Raw genomic sequence first — 17873 nt, forward strand, 5'->3', positions numbered from 1 at the left:
CCGGTGCCCGCCGGCCGCATCACCGCAAACGAGGACACCCCCCGCATGGAACGCCCCACGCATGCGCGCGCCGCATGCCTCGCCGCGCTGCGCCGCCACGCAGCGCGCATCGCCGCCGCGCTGTTACTGGCGACGCTAGCCACGGTATCGCAAGCCGGCCCGCGCACGCCCGCGCGCGACGACGAAGTCCTGTTGCGCCTGCCGCCGGCACGCGGCCAGGCCGACACGCGCCTGCGCCTGCTGGCCGCGAAACTGGAGCGCCAGCCGCGCGATGCCGCGGTGGCGGCGGAGCTAGCCGAACTCTATCTGGGCCTGGCTGCGCGTACCGACGACGCGCGCTACTACGGCTATGCCAAATCGGCGTTGCGCCCCTGGCTGAGCGCCGGCCGTCTGCCGCCGTCGCTGTTGCGCAGCCGCATCGCGGTGCGTCAGTACTACCACGAGTTCGCCGGCGCCCAATCCGATCTGCGCCAGCTGCTCGCGGCGGCACCCGACGACAGCCGCGCCTGGTTCGAACTCGCGCTGCTGCGCCTGGGCGACGGCGACAGCGCCGCCGCCGCGCGCGCATGCGAGGCGATCGCCGGCCTCGATGCCGTAGAAGCCGAACTGTGTCTGGCTTACCTCGACGCCAACGGCCGCGACCTCGCCGCCGGCGAGCGTCGCTTGAACCACCTCGCCGCACGCATCCCCGACACCCGCGCCGGGTTGCGCCGCTGGGCTTGGCTGGCCGCAGCCGACGCCTCGGCGCGACTGGGCCGGCCCGACCAGGCCGAAGCGGCCTACCGCCGTGCCCTGCCGCTGGCGCCGGCCGCCCACGACACGCTGATGGCCTACAGCGACTTCCTGCTCGAACGCGCGCGCCCGCGCGAAGCGCTGCAACTGCTGGCCGCCGCGCCCGACACCGTCGCCGTCGCCACCCGCCGCGCGCTCGCCTTGCATGCGCTCAAGGACGCGCGCGCCCTCGCCGCGCGGCGCGATCTGGCCGCACGCCTGCGCCAGCGCGTCCTGCTCGGCGACTCGCCCTACTACCCCGAAGAGATCCGCGCGCAGCTGCTGTTGTTCGACGACCCACCCGCCGCGCTAGCCTTGGCGCACGCGCAATGGCGCCTGATCAAATCGCCGCTGGCGGCGCGTCAGCTGCGCGAAGCGGCGGCCGCCGCCGCCGACGGCGTCACCCTGGCGCAGCTGAACGAATGGCTGCGCCGCAATCCCGGCGCGGCCTCGCAGGCGCACGTCAGCGGGGTCGCCCATGCGCGCGGCTAAGCGTGTCTTCGCCTGCCTGCTGCTGGTGCTGTGCGCGCAGATCGCGCCCGGCTATGCGCATACCAACAGCCTGGCCTACCTGGACCTGCAGGCGCAGGGCGAGGATCTGCGGCTGCAATGGTCGGTCGCGCTGACCGATCTCAACGAAGTCGCCGACCTGGAACTGGACCGCGACGGCGACCGCGCCATCACCTGGGGCGAGCTGCGCGCCAACGCGGCGCCGATCGCCGCCGTGTTCGCGCGCGAGGTGCAACTGGAGCAGGCCGGTCACGCCTGCCTCGCGACCGGCGCGCCGGGCCTGCGCGTCGACAGCCATCAGGGCGAGCCCTACGCCGTGCTCGACCTGCGCTACCGCTGCCACGTCGGCCTGGACGCGCTGCAGCTGCGCTACGGCTTCCAGGCGCGGCGCGACGCCCAGCACCGCGCGATCGTGACCGTGCGTTCCGCGCAGGGCGAGGCGCGCACCTCGGTGGCGGCGCCCGATGGCGGCATGCTGCAGCTGGAGCTCGGCCGCAGCTCGGCCTGGAGCGCATTCGCGGGCTTCGTGAAGTACGGCTTCCAGCACATCCTGGAAGGCTGGGACCATGTGCTGTTCGTGCTGGCGCTGGTGCTGTCGGCGATGCGCGCGCGCGAACAGGACGGCGCGATGGTCGCGGTGCGCAGCCGCGCCTGGGGCCTGCTGAAACTGATCACCCTGTTCACCCTCGCGCATTCGCTGACCCTGGTGCTGGCGGCGCTGCAATGGGTGAGTCTGCCCTCGCGCCTGATCGAGGCCGGCATCGCCGCCTCCATCGTGGTCACCGCCGCCAACAACCTGGTGCCGTTCCTACGGCCGCGCTGGGAAGCGGCACTGGTGTTCGGCTTCGGGCTGCTGCACGGGCTGGGCTTCGCTGCCCTGCTCAGCGACCTGCTGCTGTCGACCACGCACCGGGTCACCGCGCTGGCCGGCTTCAACATCGGCGTCGAACTCGGACAGTTGGTGGTGGTCGTGCTGGCGCTGGCGGCGTTGGGCGCGATTTCGCAGCTGGGCCTGCGCCGCTCGCCATGGCTGCGTCAGCGCGTCACCGCGGTCGCGTCGCTGGCCACGGCCTGCGCTGGCGCGGTGTGGTTCGTGCAGCGCGCGTTCTGACGATACGCAACACGACGACACGGAGGTCGCCGCAATGAAACAGATCCGATTACAGGGCGAAGGCGCGGCGCACGAGGTGGTGCGCTGCGTCGATGCCGACCCGCCCGCGCCGCTGCAGCCCGACGAGGTGCGGGTGCAGGTGCTGGCGTTTCCGATCAACCAGGCCGACCTGCTGACGCTGCAAGGGCGCTACGCCGGCGCCGCGACGGAGCCGGCCACGCTGGGCCTGGAGGCGGTGGGCCGGGTGATCTCGGTCGGCGCGCAGGTCGATCGCCTGCGCGTGGGCGAACTGGCGATCCTGCTCGGCCAGCGCAACTGGTCGGAGCTGCGTCAGGTGCACTGGTCGCAGGCGATGCCGGTGCCGTCCTCGGTGGATCCGCTGCAACTGGCGATGCTGAAGGTCAATCCCGCCACCGCCGCGATGCTGCTGACGCGTTTCGTCGCCCTCGATCACGGCGATTGGATCGTGTTCAACGCCGCAAATTCCGGCGTCGGCCGCAGCCTGATCCAGCTTGCGCGCCTGCTGGGCGTGCGCACCGCGGCGCTGGCGCGGCGCGCGGAGCTGCTGCCGGCGCTGCGCACGCACGGCGCCGACCTGGCCCTGCTCGACGACGAAGAGGCGCCAGCCGCGGTGCGTGCGGCCGTGGGCGATGCGCGCCTGCCGCTGGCGGCGGACGCGGTCGGCGGCAGCGCCACCGCGCGTCTGCTGGCCTGCCTGGACGATCGCGGCAGCCTGGTCTGCTACGGCGGCCTGCAGGGCCAGCCCTGCGCGATCGACGTGCGCGACCTGGTGTTCCGCGACATCCGCGTGCACGGCTTCTGGCTGACCCGCACGCTGGCCGAGAGCGACTACGAACAGCTGGTGCCGCTGTACCGCGAACTGGGCGACTGCATGCGCGCCGGCCGTCTGCAGCTGCCGGTCGCGCACCGCTATCCCATGCACGCCATCGCCGACGCCATCGCCGTGGCCGCTCTGCCCGGCGACGGCAAGGTCCTGGTCACCACGCCCGCCTATGCCGAATGGACCGACACCGTCGCGCCGCGAGCCTCCCAGCGCGCCGCCGTGCCGGTCGAGCGCGTCGAAATCGCCCCTTAATCCCAGGTGTTCCCCATGTCCCTGCTCGAAACCGAACGCGTGTTGAGCGTGCGTCACTGGACGCCCAACTACTTCAGCTTCACCACCACGCGCGATGCCGGGCTGCGCTTCCTCAGCGGCCAGTTCGTGATGATCGGGCTGCCCGTCGACGGCAAGCCGCTGCTGCGCGCGTACTCCATCGCCTCGGCGCATTGGGAGGAGGAACTGGAGTTCTTCAGCATCAAGGCCCCGCAAGGTCCGCTGACCTCGCGCCTGCAGCGCCTGCAGGTCGGCGACGAAGTGCTGATCCGGCGCAAGCCCACCGGCACCCTGCTGGTCGACGATCTGCTGCCGGGCCGCAATCTCTACCTGCTCGCGACCGGCACCGGTCTGGCGCCGTTTCTGGCGGTGATAAAAGACCCGGCCACCTACGAACGCTTCGAGCGCGTGATCCTGGCCCACGGCGTGCGCCACGCCCAGGACCTGGCCTATCAGGACCGCATCCGCGAAGAGCTGCCGCGTCACGAGCACTTGGGCGAAACGATTTCGCGGCAGCTGCTGTACTACCCGGCGGTCACGCGCGAGGCGCATCCGCATCGCGGGCGCCTCACCGAACTGCTGGACAGCGGCCGCATGGCCGCCGACCTCGGCCTGGAACCGCTGGACCCGCAGTGCGATCGCGCCATGATCTGCGGCGGCCCGGCCATGCTCGAAGACCTGCGCCGCATCCTCGACGCGCGCGGCTTCGTCGCCGCGCCGCGCATCGGCGTGCCCGGGCACTACGTCTACGAACGCGCGTTCGTGGAGAAGTGAGCATGCACCGCAGCTTGTTCGCCTTGAGCCTATGCCTGCCGCTGTCGCTGCCGGCGATCGCCGCCGAAACCGACGACGACGCCACCACCCTGGACACCCTCACCGTATCCGGGCGCCGCGCCAATCTCGTCGGCGCCGCCATCAGCGCCTCCGAGGGGGTGGTCGGCCCGGACGAGATCGACGAGCGCCCGCGCCTGCGGCCCGGCGATCTGCTCGAATTCGTGCCGGGCCTGGTCGCCACCCAGCACTCGGGCAGCGGCAAGGCCAACCAGTACTTCCTGCGCGGATTCAATCTGGATCACGGCACCGATTTCGCCAGCTTCGTCGACGACATGCCGGCCAACCTGCGCAGCCACGGCCACGGCCAGGGCTACACCGACCTCAATTTCCTGATCCCGGAAACCGTGCAGGAATTGTCGTACCGCAAAGGCCCGTACCACGCCGACGTCGGCGACTTCTCCTCGGCCGGTTCGGCGCGCTTCGGCCTGGCCGACCGCGTACCGCGCGGTGTCGCCCAGCTGGAACTGGGCCGCTACGGCCACCAGCGCGCGCTGCTGATGGACTCCGCGTCCGCGGCCGGCGGCGACTTGCTTTACGCGGTAGAACTGCAGCGCTACGACGGCCCCTGGACCGACCTGGACGAGGACGTGCGCAAGCGCAATCTGCTGCTGCGCTACAGCGCCGATGTCGGCGGCGGTCGCGCGCACCTCAACGTCATGGCTTACCGCAACCGATGGAATTCGCCGGACCAGATTCCGCAGCGCGCGGTCGTCAGCGGACTGATCTCGCGCTACGGCCAGATCGATCCCAGCGACGGCGGCGATAGCTCGCGCTACAGCCTCTCCGGCGGCTGGCACGGCCCGGCCTGGGGCGGCGAACTGGAAGCCAGCGCCTACGCCATCGCCTACCGCATGAGCCTGTGGTCCAACTTCACCTACTTCCTCGACGACCCGGTGAACGGCGATCAGTTCCGTCAGCTCGACGACCGCCGCCTCTATGGCTTCGACCTCGCCCAGCAATGGCAGCCGGGTCGCAGCCGCTGGCGCATCGGCGCGCAGGGCCGCTACGACGACATCGACCGCGTCGGCCTGTTCCGCACCCGCCAGCGCCGCACCTTGTCCAGCGTGCGTGACGACCGCGTCGACGAACGCAGCCTGGGCCTGTACGCCCTGCACGAGTTCCATTTCAGTCCCGACCTGCGCAGCTACCTCGGCCTGCGCCACGACCGCTATCGCTTCGAGGTCGACAGCGATCTGACGGCGAATTCCGGCGTGCGCAGCGCCGGCCGCAGTTCGGTCAAGGCCAGCCTGGCCTACCGCCCCGGCGACGCGGTCGATCTATACGCCAGCTACGGCACCGGCTTCCACTCCAACGACGCGCGCGGCGCGGTGCTGCGCATCGATCCGGTCAGCGGCGAGCCCGCCGACCGCGTCGACCCGCTGGTCGGGTCACGCGGCGCCGAACTGGGTGCGCGCCTGCACCTGAGCGACCGCCTGCAGAGCACCGTCGCGCTGTGGACGCTGCGGCTGGATTCGGAACTGCTGTTCGTCGGCGACGCCGGCAACACCGAAGCCAGCCGCCCCAGCCGCCGCGACGGCATCGAGGCCGGCCTGTACTGGTTCGGCAGCGAGCGCGTCAGCGCCGAACTGGAACTGGCCTACACCCACGCCCGCTTCCGCGACCGCGACCCGGCCGGACGCGAAGTGCCCGGTGCCGTGCCGTGGGTGATCGGCGCGGGCGTCAGCGTCGGTGGCGAGCGCGACTGGCAGTTCAGCGCCCACCTGCGCCACTTCGGCGCCACGCCGCTGATCGAGGACGGCTCGGTGGAATCGCGCGCGGCAACCCTGTTGAACTTGCGCCTGGGCCGGCAATGGCAGCGCTGGAGCCTGCACCTGGATCTGTTCAACGCCTTGGGCAGCAAGGGCCGCGACATCGAGTACTACTTCGCCTCGCGCCTGCCCGGCGAACCCGATGCAGGCGTCGACGACATCCACTATCACGCGTTCGAACCGCGCTCGCCGCGCCTGACGCTGCGTTACCGCTATTGAGCCCGGGCGGCGCCGCGGCATGCGCGCGCCGCGTTCAATCGTCCCAGTCCAACCATTCGCCGGGCGCGAGCGCGTGGATGCGCACTTCGCGATCGCGCGCGGCCGCGCGCAGGCGGCCGATCGGATCGTCCACTTCCACATACTCCTCCGACCTCGACACGCCGTAGTGGATCGGCACCACCCGCCGTGCGCCCAGGATCGTCGCCGCCGCGACCGCCTGCTCCGGCGTGAGCACGCCCGGCTGCCCGCTGACCGGCTTGCGCCAGCCGAAGCGCGCGCCGTTGACCGGCAGGAAGGCCGCATCGAACGGACCGAACTGGCGGCCGATGCGCCACCAATAGCCATGCCACAGAGTGTCGCCGCCATGGAAGATGCGCCGCCCGCCGGCCGACACCACCCACGACACCTGGGTGTCGCCGTAACCGTCGGACGCCGGCACCGGCGTGGCGGTGTAGTCGCCCAGCAACTGCGGTTCCCACAAGGCGCTGGGCCGTACGCGTGCGCGCGGCGGCAGCGGCAGCGGACTCGTGCCCGCGGGATAGGCGAGCGTGCCGCCCTGGGCCAGGGCCTGCGCCACCGCCTTGGCATCGAAGTGATCGGGGTGGGTGTGAGTGACGGCCACGTAGGCCTCGGCGGAGGCATCGTTCACCGGTATCAGCCTGTCCTTCAGAGCGGCGCCCCAGGCATCGGGATCGATCAGCGGATCGATGAACAAGCTTGCCTGCGGCAGCTGCAGACGGACGCCGGCCCAGGCCAGGCGCTGGATGCGCAAGCCCGCGCCGCCCGCAGCCGCGCGCGCGCGTCCGCCGGGCAGCAGCGCCAGCGCCGTCAGTCCCGCCGCCGCGCCGATGAACTGACGGCGGCTGCAACGCGTACCGCCGCCGCGATCGTGCACGCTCATGCCCGCGCCTCGCGCAGCGCCATCGCCGCATCCAGCGCGAACACCGATTGCGCCACGATCGCCTCCAGGTTGCGCGCGTGCCAGTCGCGCTCGAACGCCAGCGCCTGCACCTGCGGCGCCAGGCAGGCTTCGATCGGAATCGCGGCGATGCGCGCATCGGCCTGCCGCGACGTGGCGCTGGCGCGGATGCCCACCACCGTGTCGCGCAAGCGGTCGAGGTAGTGCAAGGCCTGGTCCAATACCACCGCAGGGAAGCAGCCGATATGCCCGCCGATCACGCTGCCGCGTCCGAACTCGCGCAAGCGCAGGATCGCCGCGCGCAAGGCCATGGGATCGGCGCGCGACAGGTAGACGATGCGGCCGACGATGTTGTCGCCGGCGCAAACCAGATCGGCGCTGGGCACGTCCACGCTGATGTGGTCCAGGGTCTTGCCGGGGTTGTGCAGCAGGCGCAGCTCGTGCGCGCCCCAACGCAGGCTCATGGCATGGTCGAACACCAGTTGCGGCTCCAGGTAGTACGCGTCCTCGCGCCGGTTCTGGTGCAGGAAGGTATGCCGGTAATGGCGCTGGGCGATGCGCAGGGCCTGCGGAAACAGCGGCAGCGCGGCCATGTGGTCGCTCATGCAGTGCGTCGCGACGATCGCGCGCACGGTCTTGCCGCGCTCCTCGCACAGCAGCTGGCGCAGACGCAGCGCGTCGTCGGTTCTGCCCAGCGCGTCCACCAGCAAGGCGTCGTCGCCGTCGATGAAGGCGGTGGCCACCGATTCGTGGTCGTCGCCGACGAACATCCACACCTGCTCCGCTACCGGTTGCACCCGCATCGTCGCCGTCCTCCAGGTCGAGGACGCCATCTTTGCCAGCGCCTGCGCGCGCGACAAACGATCAATTTTCGCCACCGCGTTAGCAAAACTAACTTGATAGGATGAAGCCCCGTCACCGCAGGCTCAGACGCCCGTGAAGCCGCGCCGCCCCGCTCCGCTCAACGCCCTGCGGGCCTTCGAGGCGGCCGCGCGCAGCCTCAGCTTCCAGACCGCCGCCGCGCAGCTGTTCGTCACCCCGGCCGCGGTCAGCCACCAGGTCAAGCACCTGGAGGAACACCTGGGCGTCAAACTGTTCCATCGCGGCCATCGTGCGGTTGAGCTGACCGCGCAGGGCGCGGCGCTGGCCGACTCGCTGGCCGAGGCCTTCGGTCTGCTCGACCTGGCCCTGGACCGCGCCACCGCGCCCACCGCCGCGCACCTGCGCGTGAGCACGGTCGAATCCTTCGCCGCCAAATGGCTGGCGCCGCGGCTGCACCGCTTCCACCGCGATCATCCCGAACTCAAGTTGCGCATCGACACCGGCAACGAACACAGCGATTTCGCGCGCGACGGCGTCGACGTGGCCATCCGCTACGGCGCCGGCGGGTACGTCGAGGCCGAGAAACTCATGGACGCACCGGCGTTTCCCGTCTGCGCACCGGCCTTGCTGCACGACAGCGAGCGTCCGCTCACGCAAGCCGACGACCTGCGCCGCCACACCTTGCTGCACGACGAAAGCGCGGCCGGTCGCAGCGGCGTGCCGGACTGGCCGGCCTGGCTGCGCGCCGCCGGCGTCGACCCCATCGAGGCCGAACGCGGCCCGGTGTTCTCCAGCATCTACCTGGCGCAGGAAGCCGCCATCGCCGGCCACGGCATCGCATTGGGCGTGGCGCCGCTGGTGGCGGAAGATCTGCGCCTAGGACGTCTGATTCGGCCCTTCGATCAAATCCTGCCCAACGCCTACGCGTTCTGGATGGTGCGCAAGCCCGGCGTCGCGTCGCCGGCCGTGGCGGCCTTCTGTCGCTGGTTGCGCCAGGAAGCCGACGACGCGCGCGCGACCTGAGCCGACGGTGTACGCCCTCTAGTTCCCGATCCGGACCGCCCATGCCCACAGCCGTGCAAGCCAACAAGATCGTCGTCCTCTCCGGCTCCGGCCTCAGCGCCGAAAGCGGCCTGCCCACCTTCCGCGACAGCAACGGCTTGTGGAACCAGTACGCCTGGCACGAAGTCGCCAGCCCCGAAGGCTGGCGCGCGCGCCCTGAGGCGGTACTGGCGTTCTACAACGAACGCCGGCACAAGGCGTGGCACGCGCAGCCCAATGCAGCGCATGCCGCCATCGCCGCGCTAGAGGCCGCGTACGAGGTGATCGTGATCACCCAGAACGTCGATGCCCTGCACGAGCGCGCCGGCTCCACCCAGGTCATCCACCTGCACGGCGAACTCGCCTACGCGCGCAGCACCGCCGCCCAGCCCAAGCGCTATCGCATCGACGATGCGCCGATCGCACTGGGCCAGTTGGCCGACGACGGCACCCAACTGCGCCCGGACATCGTTTGGTTCGGCGAGCAGACCCAGTACATGGACGAGGCTCGCGCGCACGTCGCCGACGCGGCCAAGGTGCTGGTGGTGGGCACCTCGCTGAGCGTGCACCCGGCCGCCTCGCTGGTCTGGGCCGCCCACGCCACCGCCGAGAAGGTGCTGGTGTCGCTGGAGATGGACAGCGTGCCCGACGGTTTCGATTTCCAACGCGGCAAGGCTACCGAACGCGTCCCGGCGCTGACGCAGGCCTGGCTGGCGCAGGCGGCCGCCACTTCGCCCTGACTTCACACAACCGCCATCGTGCTCGCACACGCCGGCCCGAACCTGCCTGCACACGCAGACAGGGGCCCGAACATGACCGAGACCGTCCGCAACGACTGGCCGCGCAGCCCCTGGCGCGTGGCGATGTGGGGCGCCGCCGTGACGGTGATGCTGCTGCCCTGGCTGGCCATGGAGCTCACCGCCGAGGTCGCCTGGGGCCTGGGCGATTTCATCGTTTTCACCGCCATCGTGCTGTGCGCCTGCGGCGTGATGGAGCTGGGCGCGCGCATGAACGACCACCTCGCCTATCGCGCCGGCATCGCGGTGGCGGCGGCCACCGGCTTCATGGTGATCTGGGTCAATCTGGCGGTCGGCATCATCGGCAGCGAACACAACCCCGCCAATTGGATGTTCGACGGCGTGCTGCTGGTGCCGGTGTTGGGCGCGCTGGCCGCGCGTTTCCGCCCGCGCGGCATGGCCTGGGCGCTGGCCGCCACCGCCGCCGCGCAGGCCGCCACGGCCGGCATCGCCGTGGCCCTGGGCTACGGCTACGAAGCGCTGTTGACCGGCGTCTTCATCGCGCTGTGGACGGGCTCGGCGCTGCTGTTCCGCTGGGCCGCGCGCTCGCAACGCTGAGCGCGGTTGCGGTTCGCAAGCCCGGCCGTCCCCCGGTATCCTGGCGCCGCACAAGCCCAACGCGACGCGCATCGCGCCCGCAGCCCGGACGCCCGCCGCCATGACCCACACCCTGTTCCTGCTGTTCTTCTGCGCCACCGCACCCGTGGCGTTGATGCCGACCATCATCGCCCTGCTCACCCGCCACAAGGCGCGCTGGACCGTCGTGGGCGTGAACCTCGCGCTATGGGCGATGATCTTCTTCACCGCCCGCAGCTTCACCCTCGGCAGCTCCAGCCAGTTCCAGGTGCCCACCGTGGTGGCGCTGGGCGTGTGGCTGGGCTTGCTTGGGTACACGATCCGCACTGCGGGATCGGGCAGGCGCTGAGCCCAGGCAGCGAGCGATGCCAAGCGCGCATAGAGTCCAGTCCGAAAGCGCTTGTTTTGTGCATCTGTCGCCTGGGAATGAACCGCAGCCGGCCAGCCTCCGAATAACCCGGCAGACACACGCGGTCGCGTTTCTATAATTCGGCGTCACGGCCTTTGGAGAACCGCACCATGCACCGCATCGCCTGCCTCGCAGCCACCGCAGTCTTGTTGACCGCCTGCCAGCCGAAACCGGCCGCCGAACCGACGACGCCTGCCGCAACCGCGACCACCGCACCCGCCGCCTCGTCAGCCAACAACGCGACCACGGCCGTCACCATCGACAAAGCCGCGCCACCTGCGCTGTCCCCGCCCTCGTTCGATTGCGCCAAGGCGCAAAGCGAGGCCGAAACCCTGGTCTGCAACGACGCCGAACTGGCCGCGCTGGACAGGCAACTGGCCAAGCTCTGGGCCGACACGCAGGCCCGCCCGAACGCGCCCGCCAGCGAGACCGCCAAACAACGCGGCTGGGTGAAGGGCCGCGACGAGTGCTGGAAAGCGGAAGACAAGCACCGCTGCGTGCGGGAGTCTTACCAAGTGCGCATCGTCGAGCTGAACCTCCTGCGCCCCGACGTGACGACGCCGCCTGCGGTGAGCTACGACTGCGGCGATCAGGACAGCCGCCTCAGCGCCGTGTACTACAACGACTTCGAACCCAAGGCCGTCGTGCTGACCTGGGCCGGCGACCGCGCCATCGCGCTGCAACAGCCCAGCGCCAGCGGCACCCACTACGCGGTCGAGGGCGTGGACTTCAGCGAACATCAGGGCACGGCGACGCTGGATTTCTTCGGCACGTCCCTGAGCTGCAAGCCGGTGAAATAAGCGGCGGCCAGGCCCTGCAGGCGGCGTTCGCCCAGACGAACGCCGCCGCGTGGCTGCAGATCCGTCAGTGCACGCTGGTCAACGGCAGGTTGCCGCGATCGCGCACATAGCAATACAGCAACGGCCGCACCACGCGCATGTACTCCGCCATCGCATCGACGTTGACCTTATGGATGCGGCTGGGATCCTTCGCCGACTCCACCAGCCGGATCCCATACTCGCCGATGTCCAGCAGCTCCGTCGCCCACTGGCCCACGGTCTGGTTCGGCTTCCAGTTGGCCGGATTGAGCAGGGCCAGGATCGCCAGCTGCTCCTGCGACAGCGCGTCGGGCTGGATCTTGGTGGTGACCGCATTGCGATAGCTGCCGAGGTAGTCGCTGGCCACATCGGCCGCGATCGAGACCAGATCGCTCCAACTGGCGGGTCCACTGGAGGGCACGAAGGCCGTCAGCGCCCTCACCATCGGCCCCATCGACTCCAGCGCCTCCCTCATCTGCGCGAACACGCCCCACACCTGCGCCACGCAGACGGCGCACTTGCGCAGGTTGTCGATGTAAGGCTGCTGGAGGCTGCCCGGCAAGGCCCGGATCTGCTTGTCCCACTCGGCCTTCGGAGTCGCCGGCACCGTTTGCAGGTGCTCATACACCAGCGCGTAGATGCTCTGCTGCTGCAAGGGCTTCTTGATGTCGGTTTTACTCGGATAAACGTTTTCCCATCCCATGGCACGCTCCTGTTGGTGGTGGATGGGCGCGCCGGGACCGCTCGCAAACTGCGGCGAGCCCTGGCGCGCCGATGTACGGCTCCGCGAATCGCGCGGGCGCAGGTACTGCCGCCAGGACACGGCGCGCAGCATTCGCGCACGCCGAACCCGCTGGTTTCGCTCCGGTGCTGAAGGGATAAACGCCACCGTCTTTGCGCCGTGAACCGCACGGGGCGCGATCGACGACGACTGCCGACACAGCGCCAGCACGGGACGATGCGCGTAGGACGCAGCTAACAAAGCTGCCGGCAGGGTTTGACCAGGCATGATCGAGGCGGCCGGGATCCGGGCCCAGTTGAGCTGCTCGGGCGCGAGCACGGCACCTGCGGCGGCCGTCATCTGCTGCAGAGCCGCATCTTGCAGAGCAGGTCTCGCCACGGGCAGGCCTCAGATCGAGTTGCCGAGACGGTATGGATGGCGCACTCTGGCCGCAGCGCTTATCCACCACTTTTTCATGATTCCCACATGAAGAAACTTGCCCTGCTCGCCCTCTGCCTGCTCAGTCCCGCCACGCTGGCCTGCGATACATCGCACCTGCCTTTGTCGGGCTCGATCAGCGTGACGACTTGCTCCCCTAAACAGGACGCAACCGACTGCGTTTACGCCAGCCAAGCGGTGTACGAATACATGGAGGCGGTACCGGACAGCGACGCGCTCTTCACGATCGGCCTGCAGGCGAGCCCCTGGCGTTTGTACGACGGAGATATGCGCATCCTCACCATCGACGAGATAGCGGACGCGGTGAGACCCAAGCTCGACGGCAAGGTGGAGCGCGTCGAACTTATCGCGTCGTGGAGCGGCGTGTCGCCGGAACCAGGCGTGCCGTCATTGGCCGATCAGGTCTCGAAAGCCCTCAACGGCTTTCCGGTCAAGGGCGAGGACGGCTTCCTGTGGCTGGCCAAGGATGGGACGCGGCGCACCACGCGCCAGGCGTTCACCGTCCGCGAGGGAGCTGGCAGCTACTTCGTGCCTAAGGGCTCCGAGGTGCTCGTTCCGTTGGCCGCCGGCTGGCCCGCCTACGTTCAAGACCAGGTCGCTGAAGACGATGCCGACATGCTGACGCGCGCCGCCGCAGGCTGGGACGTCTTTTTCCTGTGCCCGGACAAAGCGCTCGCCGGCTTCGAGCACGCCGCGGCAAAAGGCAGCGCCATCGCCGCGTACAACGCCGCGCTCATGCGACTGGAACGTAGGAGCGAAGCAGACCGTGCAGCCGCACTCGCGCTGCTCGAACGCGGCGCGGCGCTGGGCGATGAGAAGTCGCGTGCGCGGCTCAAGGTCGAACGCTCGCACAACTAGGTCCGGGCGCGCGTTATCCCACGCGCATCGTCAGTACGAAACACGGACAGAGTGGCTTTTGGAAAGTCGACTTTTCCCTTGCTTACTTCGCCCCTGCTTCGTCGCTGACCGAGGAGCAAGCCGAGCGCGCTATCTTGCTCGCAGCTTCAGTGCCTGCGCATCGGCGCATTGCTATGGCCATCCGGACTGAACCCCATGCTGAGTTCCTGGATGCTGTCCACGCCGCGCCCGGCCATCGTGGTCTGCGGGTTGGCCGCCAGATTGATGGCCACGGCGGCTTGACCGAACAGCTTGAGCGCCGCCGGCGCGCCTGACGCATCCTGGCCATACAGGTTGTAGCCCAGGTGGACCGCGTTCATCGCTGCGTCCTTGCCGGCCACAAACGCCGCGGAGGGGAGCGCATTGGTGGCAAAGGCCGCGCCCACCTTGTGGCATAGCTCCGCGTTGAAGTTGTCTGATACGTGGTCGGCCGTGGCTTGCTGCTTTGATGGCTCCAGGTTCCAGTACGGACCCGATTTGGCGACGAAGTCCGAATCCGCGTTGACGACCTCCGCCAGACGATTGGTTTGCAGCGTCAACAGGTGCTCGCGCTTTTGCCCGCTGAGCGATACGTAGCTGCGCGGATTGGCCAACAGCGTGTCCAGGTCTTCCACCGTCTTGGGCGCGTGCTCGGGCTGCGCGGGTGCGCTGCTGCTGGCGGCGGGCGCACTGCTGCTGGCCTGGGCCGCGTCGGTCGGCCGCGCCAGCGAGGGTGCGGGGATGTGTGCGTTCTCCAGGTGTTTGGTCCGGCCGCTGCCGTTGAGCGCACCATAACCTTCCTTCAGCACGTCCAGGCGATGGCCGTCGCTCATGCCGAGTTCGCTGGACAGTTTCTCGACTGCACGGTAATGGGCGATCCGTTCGTCGGAGGTAACAGGGCGCCAGGACATGGCTTTGCCTGCTTCCAGATTCAGGTACGCGCTCAGCCCTGCATAGCTGATGTTGTCGGCGCAGGGAGTCTGGTAGTGGCCCGAGTATTGGCAGGCGTCACGAACGATCTGTTCGGTACCTTTCTGCACGGCCGTTTTCCCGGTCGTGGATTGCCCCTTGGTGACGTTCCCCATCGGATGCCTCCTTGTATGCGCGATGGACACGGCGATGCGTGTTGATCGCTCACAAGGTACGGACGGCCCGACTGGGCATGAATCCCCGAAAGCAGGTAGCGGCGGCCGCAGGTCTTAGGGCGGTTTGCCGGCCCCTACCAGCCGGGCACGCCGGTTCGGCCTGCGTCGCCCCCTCCGCTAACCCTTGAGGCAGGACACCTCTACCGCGGCCTGCTTGTCTGTCGGGTCCACCGCGATTGTGGTCATGCTTTGCCGGTCGAACTTGAGGATGCGCTTGGCCTCGGAGTTCTTATGCGCGCGCATGGCGTCCAGCGTGGCCTGCCCTTTGGCGACCGTGACCGCAGGATGATCGGACGACAGAAATTCCGACGAGGTGAACCGGACCTCGATCATGTCGCCCTGCAGCGACCAAGTGCCGGTGTGCCGGGCTTCGGTGTGGATTTTGATATCCGCGCGGGTGTAGGTGGCGAAATCGTGCTGGGTGTAGTGGCCGTCGTCGGAGTAGACGCGGCGATCCAGTGCCGAAATCGCGAGTTCCGGGCCCTGCGTCTCGTACGGACCGCAGGTCCAGGCCCCTACGATGTCGGGCCGCGAGTCCGCGCTGCGCGCTGCGCATGGCAGCACCAGTAGCAGCAAAAGCGGTAGCCATCGAACGCTCATGAACACCTCTCGTCCTAAGATTTTTCGATGCCCTGCGTCCGAGGCAGGCCACAGTGCAAGCATGCTCCAGCAAACGGCCAGTAGCTCCACCGCTGGTTGAAAAACGGTTGTTGGCAACGGGGACAGCGGAAGGCCTGAAGGCGGAAACCCGCGATCGCAAACGAAGATAGCCAGATCCCGCCTACCGCGATCATCGCCCACTCTCCGGTCGACAGATGATCGAGCACCATACCCACCGCTGCCGCGATCACGAAGCCGCCCAACCAGACACCCAGGAACCAGCGAACACGCCGTCGATAGTCGTTCCAAGCTAACGCGTAAGATGAATTCATACGGTTCCCCTGAACTTGCGCCTGAATCGCCCTTCAACGCGACGGAAGATTAGGTTACCCATTATTTGGGCCGACCTGACCGGCAATTGCCCCGCCAAGACTTCGGGGGCGGCGGCACCACCGGCGTCAACGGCACTTCGTCCAGGCGCTTCGACACGAAGTAGCCGCAGCCGCTTCTGCAGACGTAGCTGCGAAGCTGGAAGGTGCTAGGGTCCATTTCAGACGTCTCGCTGCCGCGATCAGGGTGCGCCGTTACTACCCGAGCGAAACTGCTCGCTGATACGCGGCCCAGCCAGCTCCTTCGCACGACGCTTCTTCTCGCGCGACACGCTGAACACCGTACCCAGCAACGCGACAGCCAGCACCAGCGGCCAGATCAGCATGCCCAGCGCACGGCCGGCCTGCCGCGACGACTCGACGTCGTGCCCCATCATGCCGCCGACCACGCCACCGGCGATCAAGCCGACGACCGCCGCGGCGGCGAACCATTTGATGAAAGCCAGAATCGCGTGCCCCATGGGCTTCAGCGCAGCTGCGTTCGATGCGACTCGGTGCGGGAGCTCGACGTACGCCACGCCCGGTTGGCCCTGCCCTGGCTGACCACTGGAGCCTGCAACGAAACCGCGCCGGCGGAAGCGCCGCCAGGCGCCACCAGCAGTTCGGGCGGCAACCGGCCTCCGGTCGTCATCGGCGGTTCGCATTGCGCCTTGAACAGGACCAGATCGCTGCCGCTGCCGACGGCAATGTCAGTGCAACCGTCTCCTGTGAAATCGCCTGCCGCCAGTCCGCGTGGGCTGGTGCTGTACATGAAGCGCGTCAGCGGAAACCAGACTTCGGTGTCGAAGCCGCCCTCGGGCTTTTGCCGCGAGTAGCCGATCACTGCGTTCTCGTTGGGCAGGCTGCGCACCGCGATCAAGTCCTGACGCCCATCGCCGCCGATGTCGGCGCCGATCATCGAAGCGGCTACGTGGTATTGGCCCCAACGCACGGGCGCCTGCAACTGCCCATGGGATTGCGGGTACAAGTCGAGTTTGGAGGTAGGGCGAGTACGGTCGGTTTGGCGCGTGGCGAGCAGGAAGTCCTGATCGCCGTCGGCGTCGAAGTCGGCCACCGCCATCGCGGTGAAATACACCGCCGGGTACGGATTGAACATGTAGGGCCAGAGCTCGAACAGGCCGGCCCAGGTCTGCAAGTAGATGGCGCCCTGATTGTTGCCGTCGTAAAAGGCGAGATCGACCAGACCGTCGCCATTGAGATCGCCCGCCGCCATATGCGAGTTGAGGTTGGTCACGCCCACCGGCGTGGTCGAGAAGGTGTAGCCAAGGCTGAGCCCACCTTGGCCGTCGCCCAGGAACATGCGGACCCGGAAACCGTCGAAGGCGGCGATATCGGCGTTGCCGTCGCGGTTGACGTCCATGGTGGCCAGCGCGGACACCTCGCTGCTAAAACCCGGCACGGCGCGCCCGCTGAGCTGGCCGGCGGCGGCGCCTTCGAACACGTACAGGCCGTCGCCGTAGGCCAGCACGATGTCGCGCAGGCCGTCCTTGTTCAGATCGACCAGGGCCAGGCTTTTGTTCTCCAAGTGCATCAGGAAGCCGGGGAACGGAGCCGTCAATGGGGCCGCCAGGGTGCCGTCGGCTTGCTGGACGAACACCGAGACCTTGAAATCGCCGTCGTGGGAATTGCCCGATCCAGCCGCGTTCTGGTGCGTGGACACCACGACATCGTTGCGGCCGTCGCCGGTGACGTCGCCGATGGACACGGCATCGACGGGACTGCCCAGCGACAGCACAGCCAAACGCTGCAGGGCGGCCGCCGGATCGGCGGTCGCCTGCGCCGGCAGGCTGGCCGTCGAGGGTGCGCGTGGCGCATACGCCAGCGGTGGCTGCACGCGTGGCGCAGACGGCGCCGTACGCAGCCGCTCGCGCTGCGGCGAAGGCCGCTGCGCCTCGGGTTGCGATGCAAGCCAGTACAGGCCGGCCAAGCTGCTCAACCCCAATGCCACGGCCGTGGCCATCAAGCGTATCCCC

Annotated in this window: 19 protein-coding genes; 11 read left to right on the forward strand and 8 right to left on the reverse strand. The window is 68.8% G+C overall.

What is annotated here, in order from left to right; translation table 11 throughout:
- Nucleotides 1-45: 45 nt before the first annotated feature.
- From LVB77_RS14395 to LVB77_RS14415, 5 genes are read left to right on the forward strand one after another with little or no spacing between them, the layout of a single operon-like run.
- Complete coding sequence (locus LVB77_RS14395; RefSeq protein WP_232906780.1) at nucleotides 46-1263, forward strand: hypothetical protein; 1218 nt, start codon at nucleotides 46-48, stop codon at nucleotides 1261-1263.
- Nucleotides 1250-2392, forward strand: coding sequence for a HupE/UreJ family protein (locus tag LVB77_RS14400; RefSeq protein ID WP_232906781.1), 1143 nt, complete (start codon nucleotides 1250-1252; stop codon nucleotides 2390-2392). The genes LVB77_RS14395 and LVB77_RS14400 overlap by 14 nt, the downstream gene beginning before the upstream one ends.
- A gap of 34 nt (nucleotides 2393-2426) precedes the next feature.
- Entirely contained in the window at nucleotides 2427-3488 is a 1062-nt protein-coding gene (locus tag LVB77_RS14405) for a 2-enoyl thioester reductase domain-containing protein (protein WP_232906782.1), read from the forward strand.
- Between the two features lie 15 nt (nucleotides 3489-3503).
- A complete protein-coding gene (locus tag LVB77_RS14410) occupies nucleotides 3504-4280 on the forward strand; it encodes a ferredoxin--NADP reductase (RefSeq protein WP_232906783.1) in 777 nt (258 codons plus the stop codon).
- Nucleotides 4281-4282: 2 nt separating this feature from the next.
- Entirely contained in the window at nucleotides 4283-6328 is a 2046-nt protein-coding gene (locus LVB77_RS14415) for a TonB-dependent receptor (protein ID WP_232906784.1), read from the forward strand.
- A 34-nt stretch (nucleotides 6329-6362) separates the two neighbouring features.
- Here the strand turns inward: LVB77_RS14415 and LVB77_RS14420 are convergent, their stop codons facing one another.
- Together LVB77_RS14420 and LVB77_RS14425 are read right to left on the reverse strand one after the other, a co-directional pair.
- Entirely contained in the window at nucleotides 6363-7229 is an 867-nt protein-coding gene (locus LVB77_RS14420; RefSeq protein ID WP_232906785.1) for an MBL fold metallo-hydrolase, read from the reverse strand.
- A complete protein-coding gene (locus tag LVB77_RS14425) occupies nucleotides 7226-8050 on the reverse strand; it encodes an MBL fold metallo-hydrolase (protein WP_232906786.1) in 825 nt (274 codons plus the stop codon). The genes LVB77_RS14420 and LVB77_RS14425 overlap by 4 nt, the downstream gene beginning before the upstream one ends.
- 133 nt (nucleotides 8051-8183) lie before the next feature.
- On the opposite strand from LVB77_RS14425, the gene gcvA reads away from it, so the two are divergent.
- The 5 genes from gcvA (at nucleotide 8184) to LVB77_RS14450 (ending at nucleotide 11692) form a co-directional block, all read left to right on the forward strand.
- The gene (gene gcvA / locus LVB77_RS14430) at nucleotides 8184-9092 is read left to right on the forward strand and encodes a transcriptional regulator GcvA (protein WP_232906787.1); all 909 of its coding nucleotides are present in this window, start codon (nucleotides 8184-8186) and stop codon (nucleotides 9090-9092) included.
- Between the two features lie 41 nt (nucleotides 9093-9133).
- Nucleotides 9134-9850, forward strand: coding sequence for a Sir2 family NAD-dependent protein deacetylase (locus tag LVB77_RS14435; RefSeq protein ID WP_232906788.1), 717 nt, complete (start codon nucleotides 9134-9136; stop codon nucleotides 9848-9850).
- A 72-nt stretch (nucleotides 9851-9922) separates the two neighbouring features.
- Entirely contained in the window at nucleotides 9923-10465 is a 543-nt protein-coding gene (locus tag LVB77_RS14440) for a hypothetical protein (RefSeq protein WP_232906789.1), read from the forward strand.
- A 100-nt stretch (nucleotides 10466-10565) separates the two neighbouring features.
- Entirely contained in the window at nucleotides 10566-10832 is a 267-nt protein-coding gene (locus LVB77_RS14445; RefSeq protein WP_232906790.1) for a hypothetical protein, read from the forward strand.
- Nucleotides 10833-11002: 170 nt separating this feature from the next.
- Nucleotides 11003-11692 carry an MliC family protein gene (locus LVB77_RS14450; protein WP_232906791.1) on the forward strand — a complete coding sequence of 230 codons (690 nt, stop codon included), beginning with the start codon at nucleotides 11003-11005 and terminating at the stop codon, nucleotides 11690-11692.
- A gap of 64 nt (nucleotides 11693-11756) precedes the next feature.
- Here the strand turns inward: LVB77_RS14450 and LVB77_RS14455 are convergent, their stop codons facing one another.
- The gene (locus LVB77_RS14455; RefSeq protein WP_232906792.1) at nucleotides 11757-12413 is read right to left on the reverse strand and encodes a hypothetical protein; all 657 of its coding nucleotides are present in this window, start codon (nucleotides 12411-12413) and stop codon (nucleotides 11757-11759) included.
- Nucleotides 12414-12917: 504 nt separating this feature from the next.
- Here LVB77_RS14455 and LVB77_RS14460 point away from each other — a divergent pair.
- Complete coding sequence (locus LVB77_RS14460; protein WP_232906793.1) at nucleotides 12918-13748, forward strand: hypothetical protein; 831 nt, start codon at nucleotides 12918-12920, stop codon at nucleotides 13746-13748.
- 146 nt (nucleotides 13749-13894) lie between these two features.
- Here the strand turns inward: LVB77_RS14460 and LVB77_RS14465 are convergent, their stop codons facing one another.
- From LVB77_RS14465 to LVB77_RS14485, 5 genes are all read right to left on the reverse strand, one after another.
- Nucleotides 13895-14851 carry a hypothetical protein gene (locus LVB77_RS14465; RefSeq protein ID WP_232906794.1) on the reverse strand — a complete coding sequence of 319 codons (957 nt, stop codon included), beginning with the start codon at nucleotides 14849-14851 and terminating at the stop codon, nucleotides 13895-13897.
- Nucleotides 14852-15028: 177 nt separating this feature from the next.
- Nucleotides 15029-15511 carry a hypothetical protein gene (locus LVB77_RS14470; RefSeq protein ID WP_232906795.1) on the reverse strand — a complete coding sequence of 161 codons (483 nt, stop codon included), beginning with the start codon at nucleotides 15509-15511 and terminating at the stop codon, nucleotides 15029-15031.
- A gap of 14 nt (nucleotides 15512-15525) precedes the next feature.
- Complete coding sequence (locus LVB77_RS14475) at nucleotides 15526-15843, reverse strand: hypothetical protein (protein ID WP_232906796.1); 318 nt, start codon at nucleotides 15841-15843, stop codon at nucleotides 15526-15528.
- Between the two features lie 239 nt (nucleotides 15844-16082).
- Entirely contained in the window at nucleotides 16083-16361 is a 279-nt protein-coding gene (locus LVB77_RS14480; protein WP_232906797.1) for a hypothetical protein, read from the reverse strand.
- Nucleotides 16362-16366: 5 nt separating this feature from the next.
- The gene (locus tag LVB77_RS14485; protein ID WP_232906798.1) at nucleotides 16367-17860 is read right to left on the reverse strand and encodes a VCBS repeat-containing protein; all 1494 of its coding nucleotides are present in this window, start codon (nucleotides 17858-17860) and stop codon (nucleotides 16367-16369) included.
- Nucleotides 17861-17873 lie beyond the last annotated feature (13 nt).

Origin of the sequence: Lysobacter sp. 5GHs7-4 (assembly GCF_021284765.1) — a bacterium.
GTDB lineage: Bacteria > Pseudomonadota > Gammaproteobacteria > Xanthomonadales > Xanthomonadaceae > Lysobacter.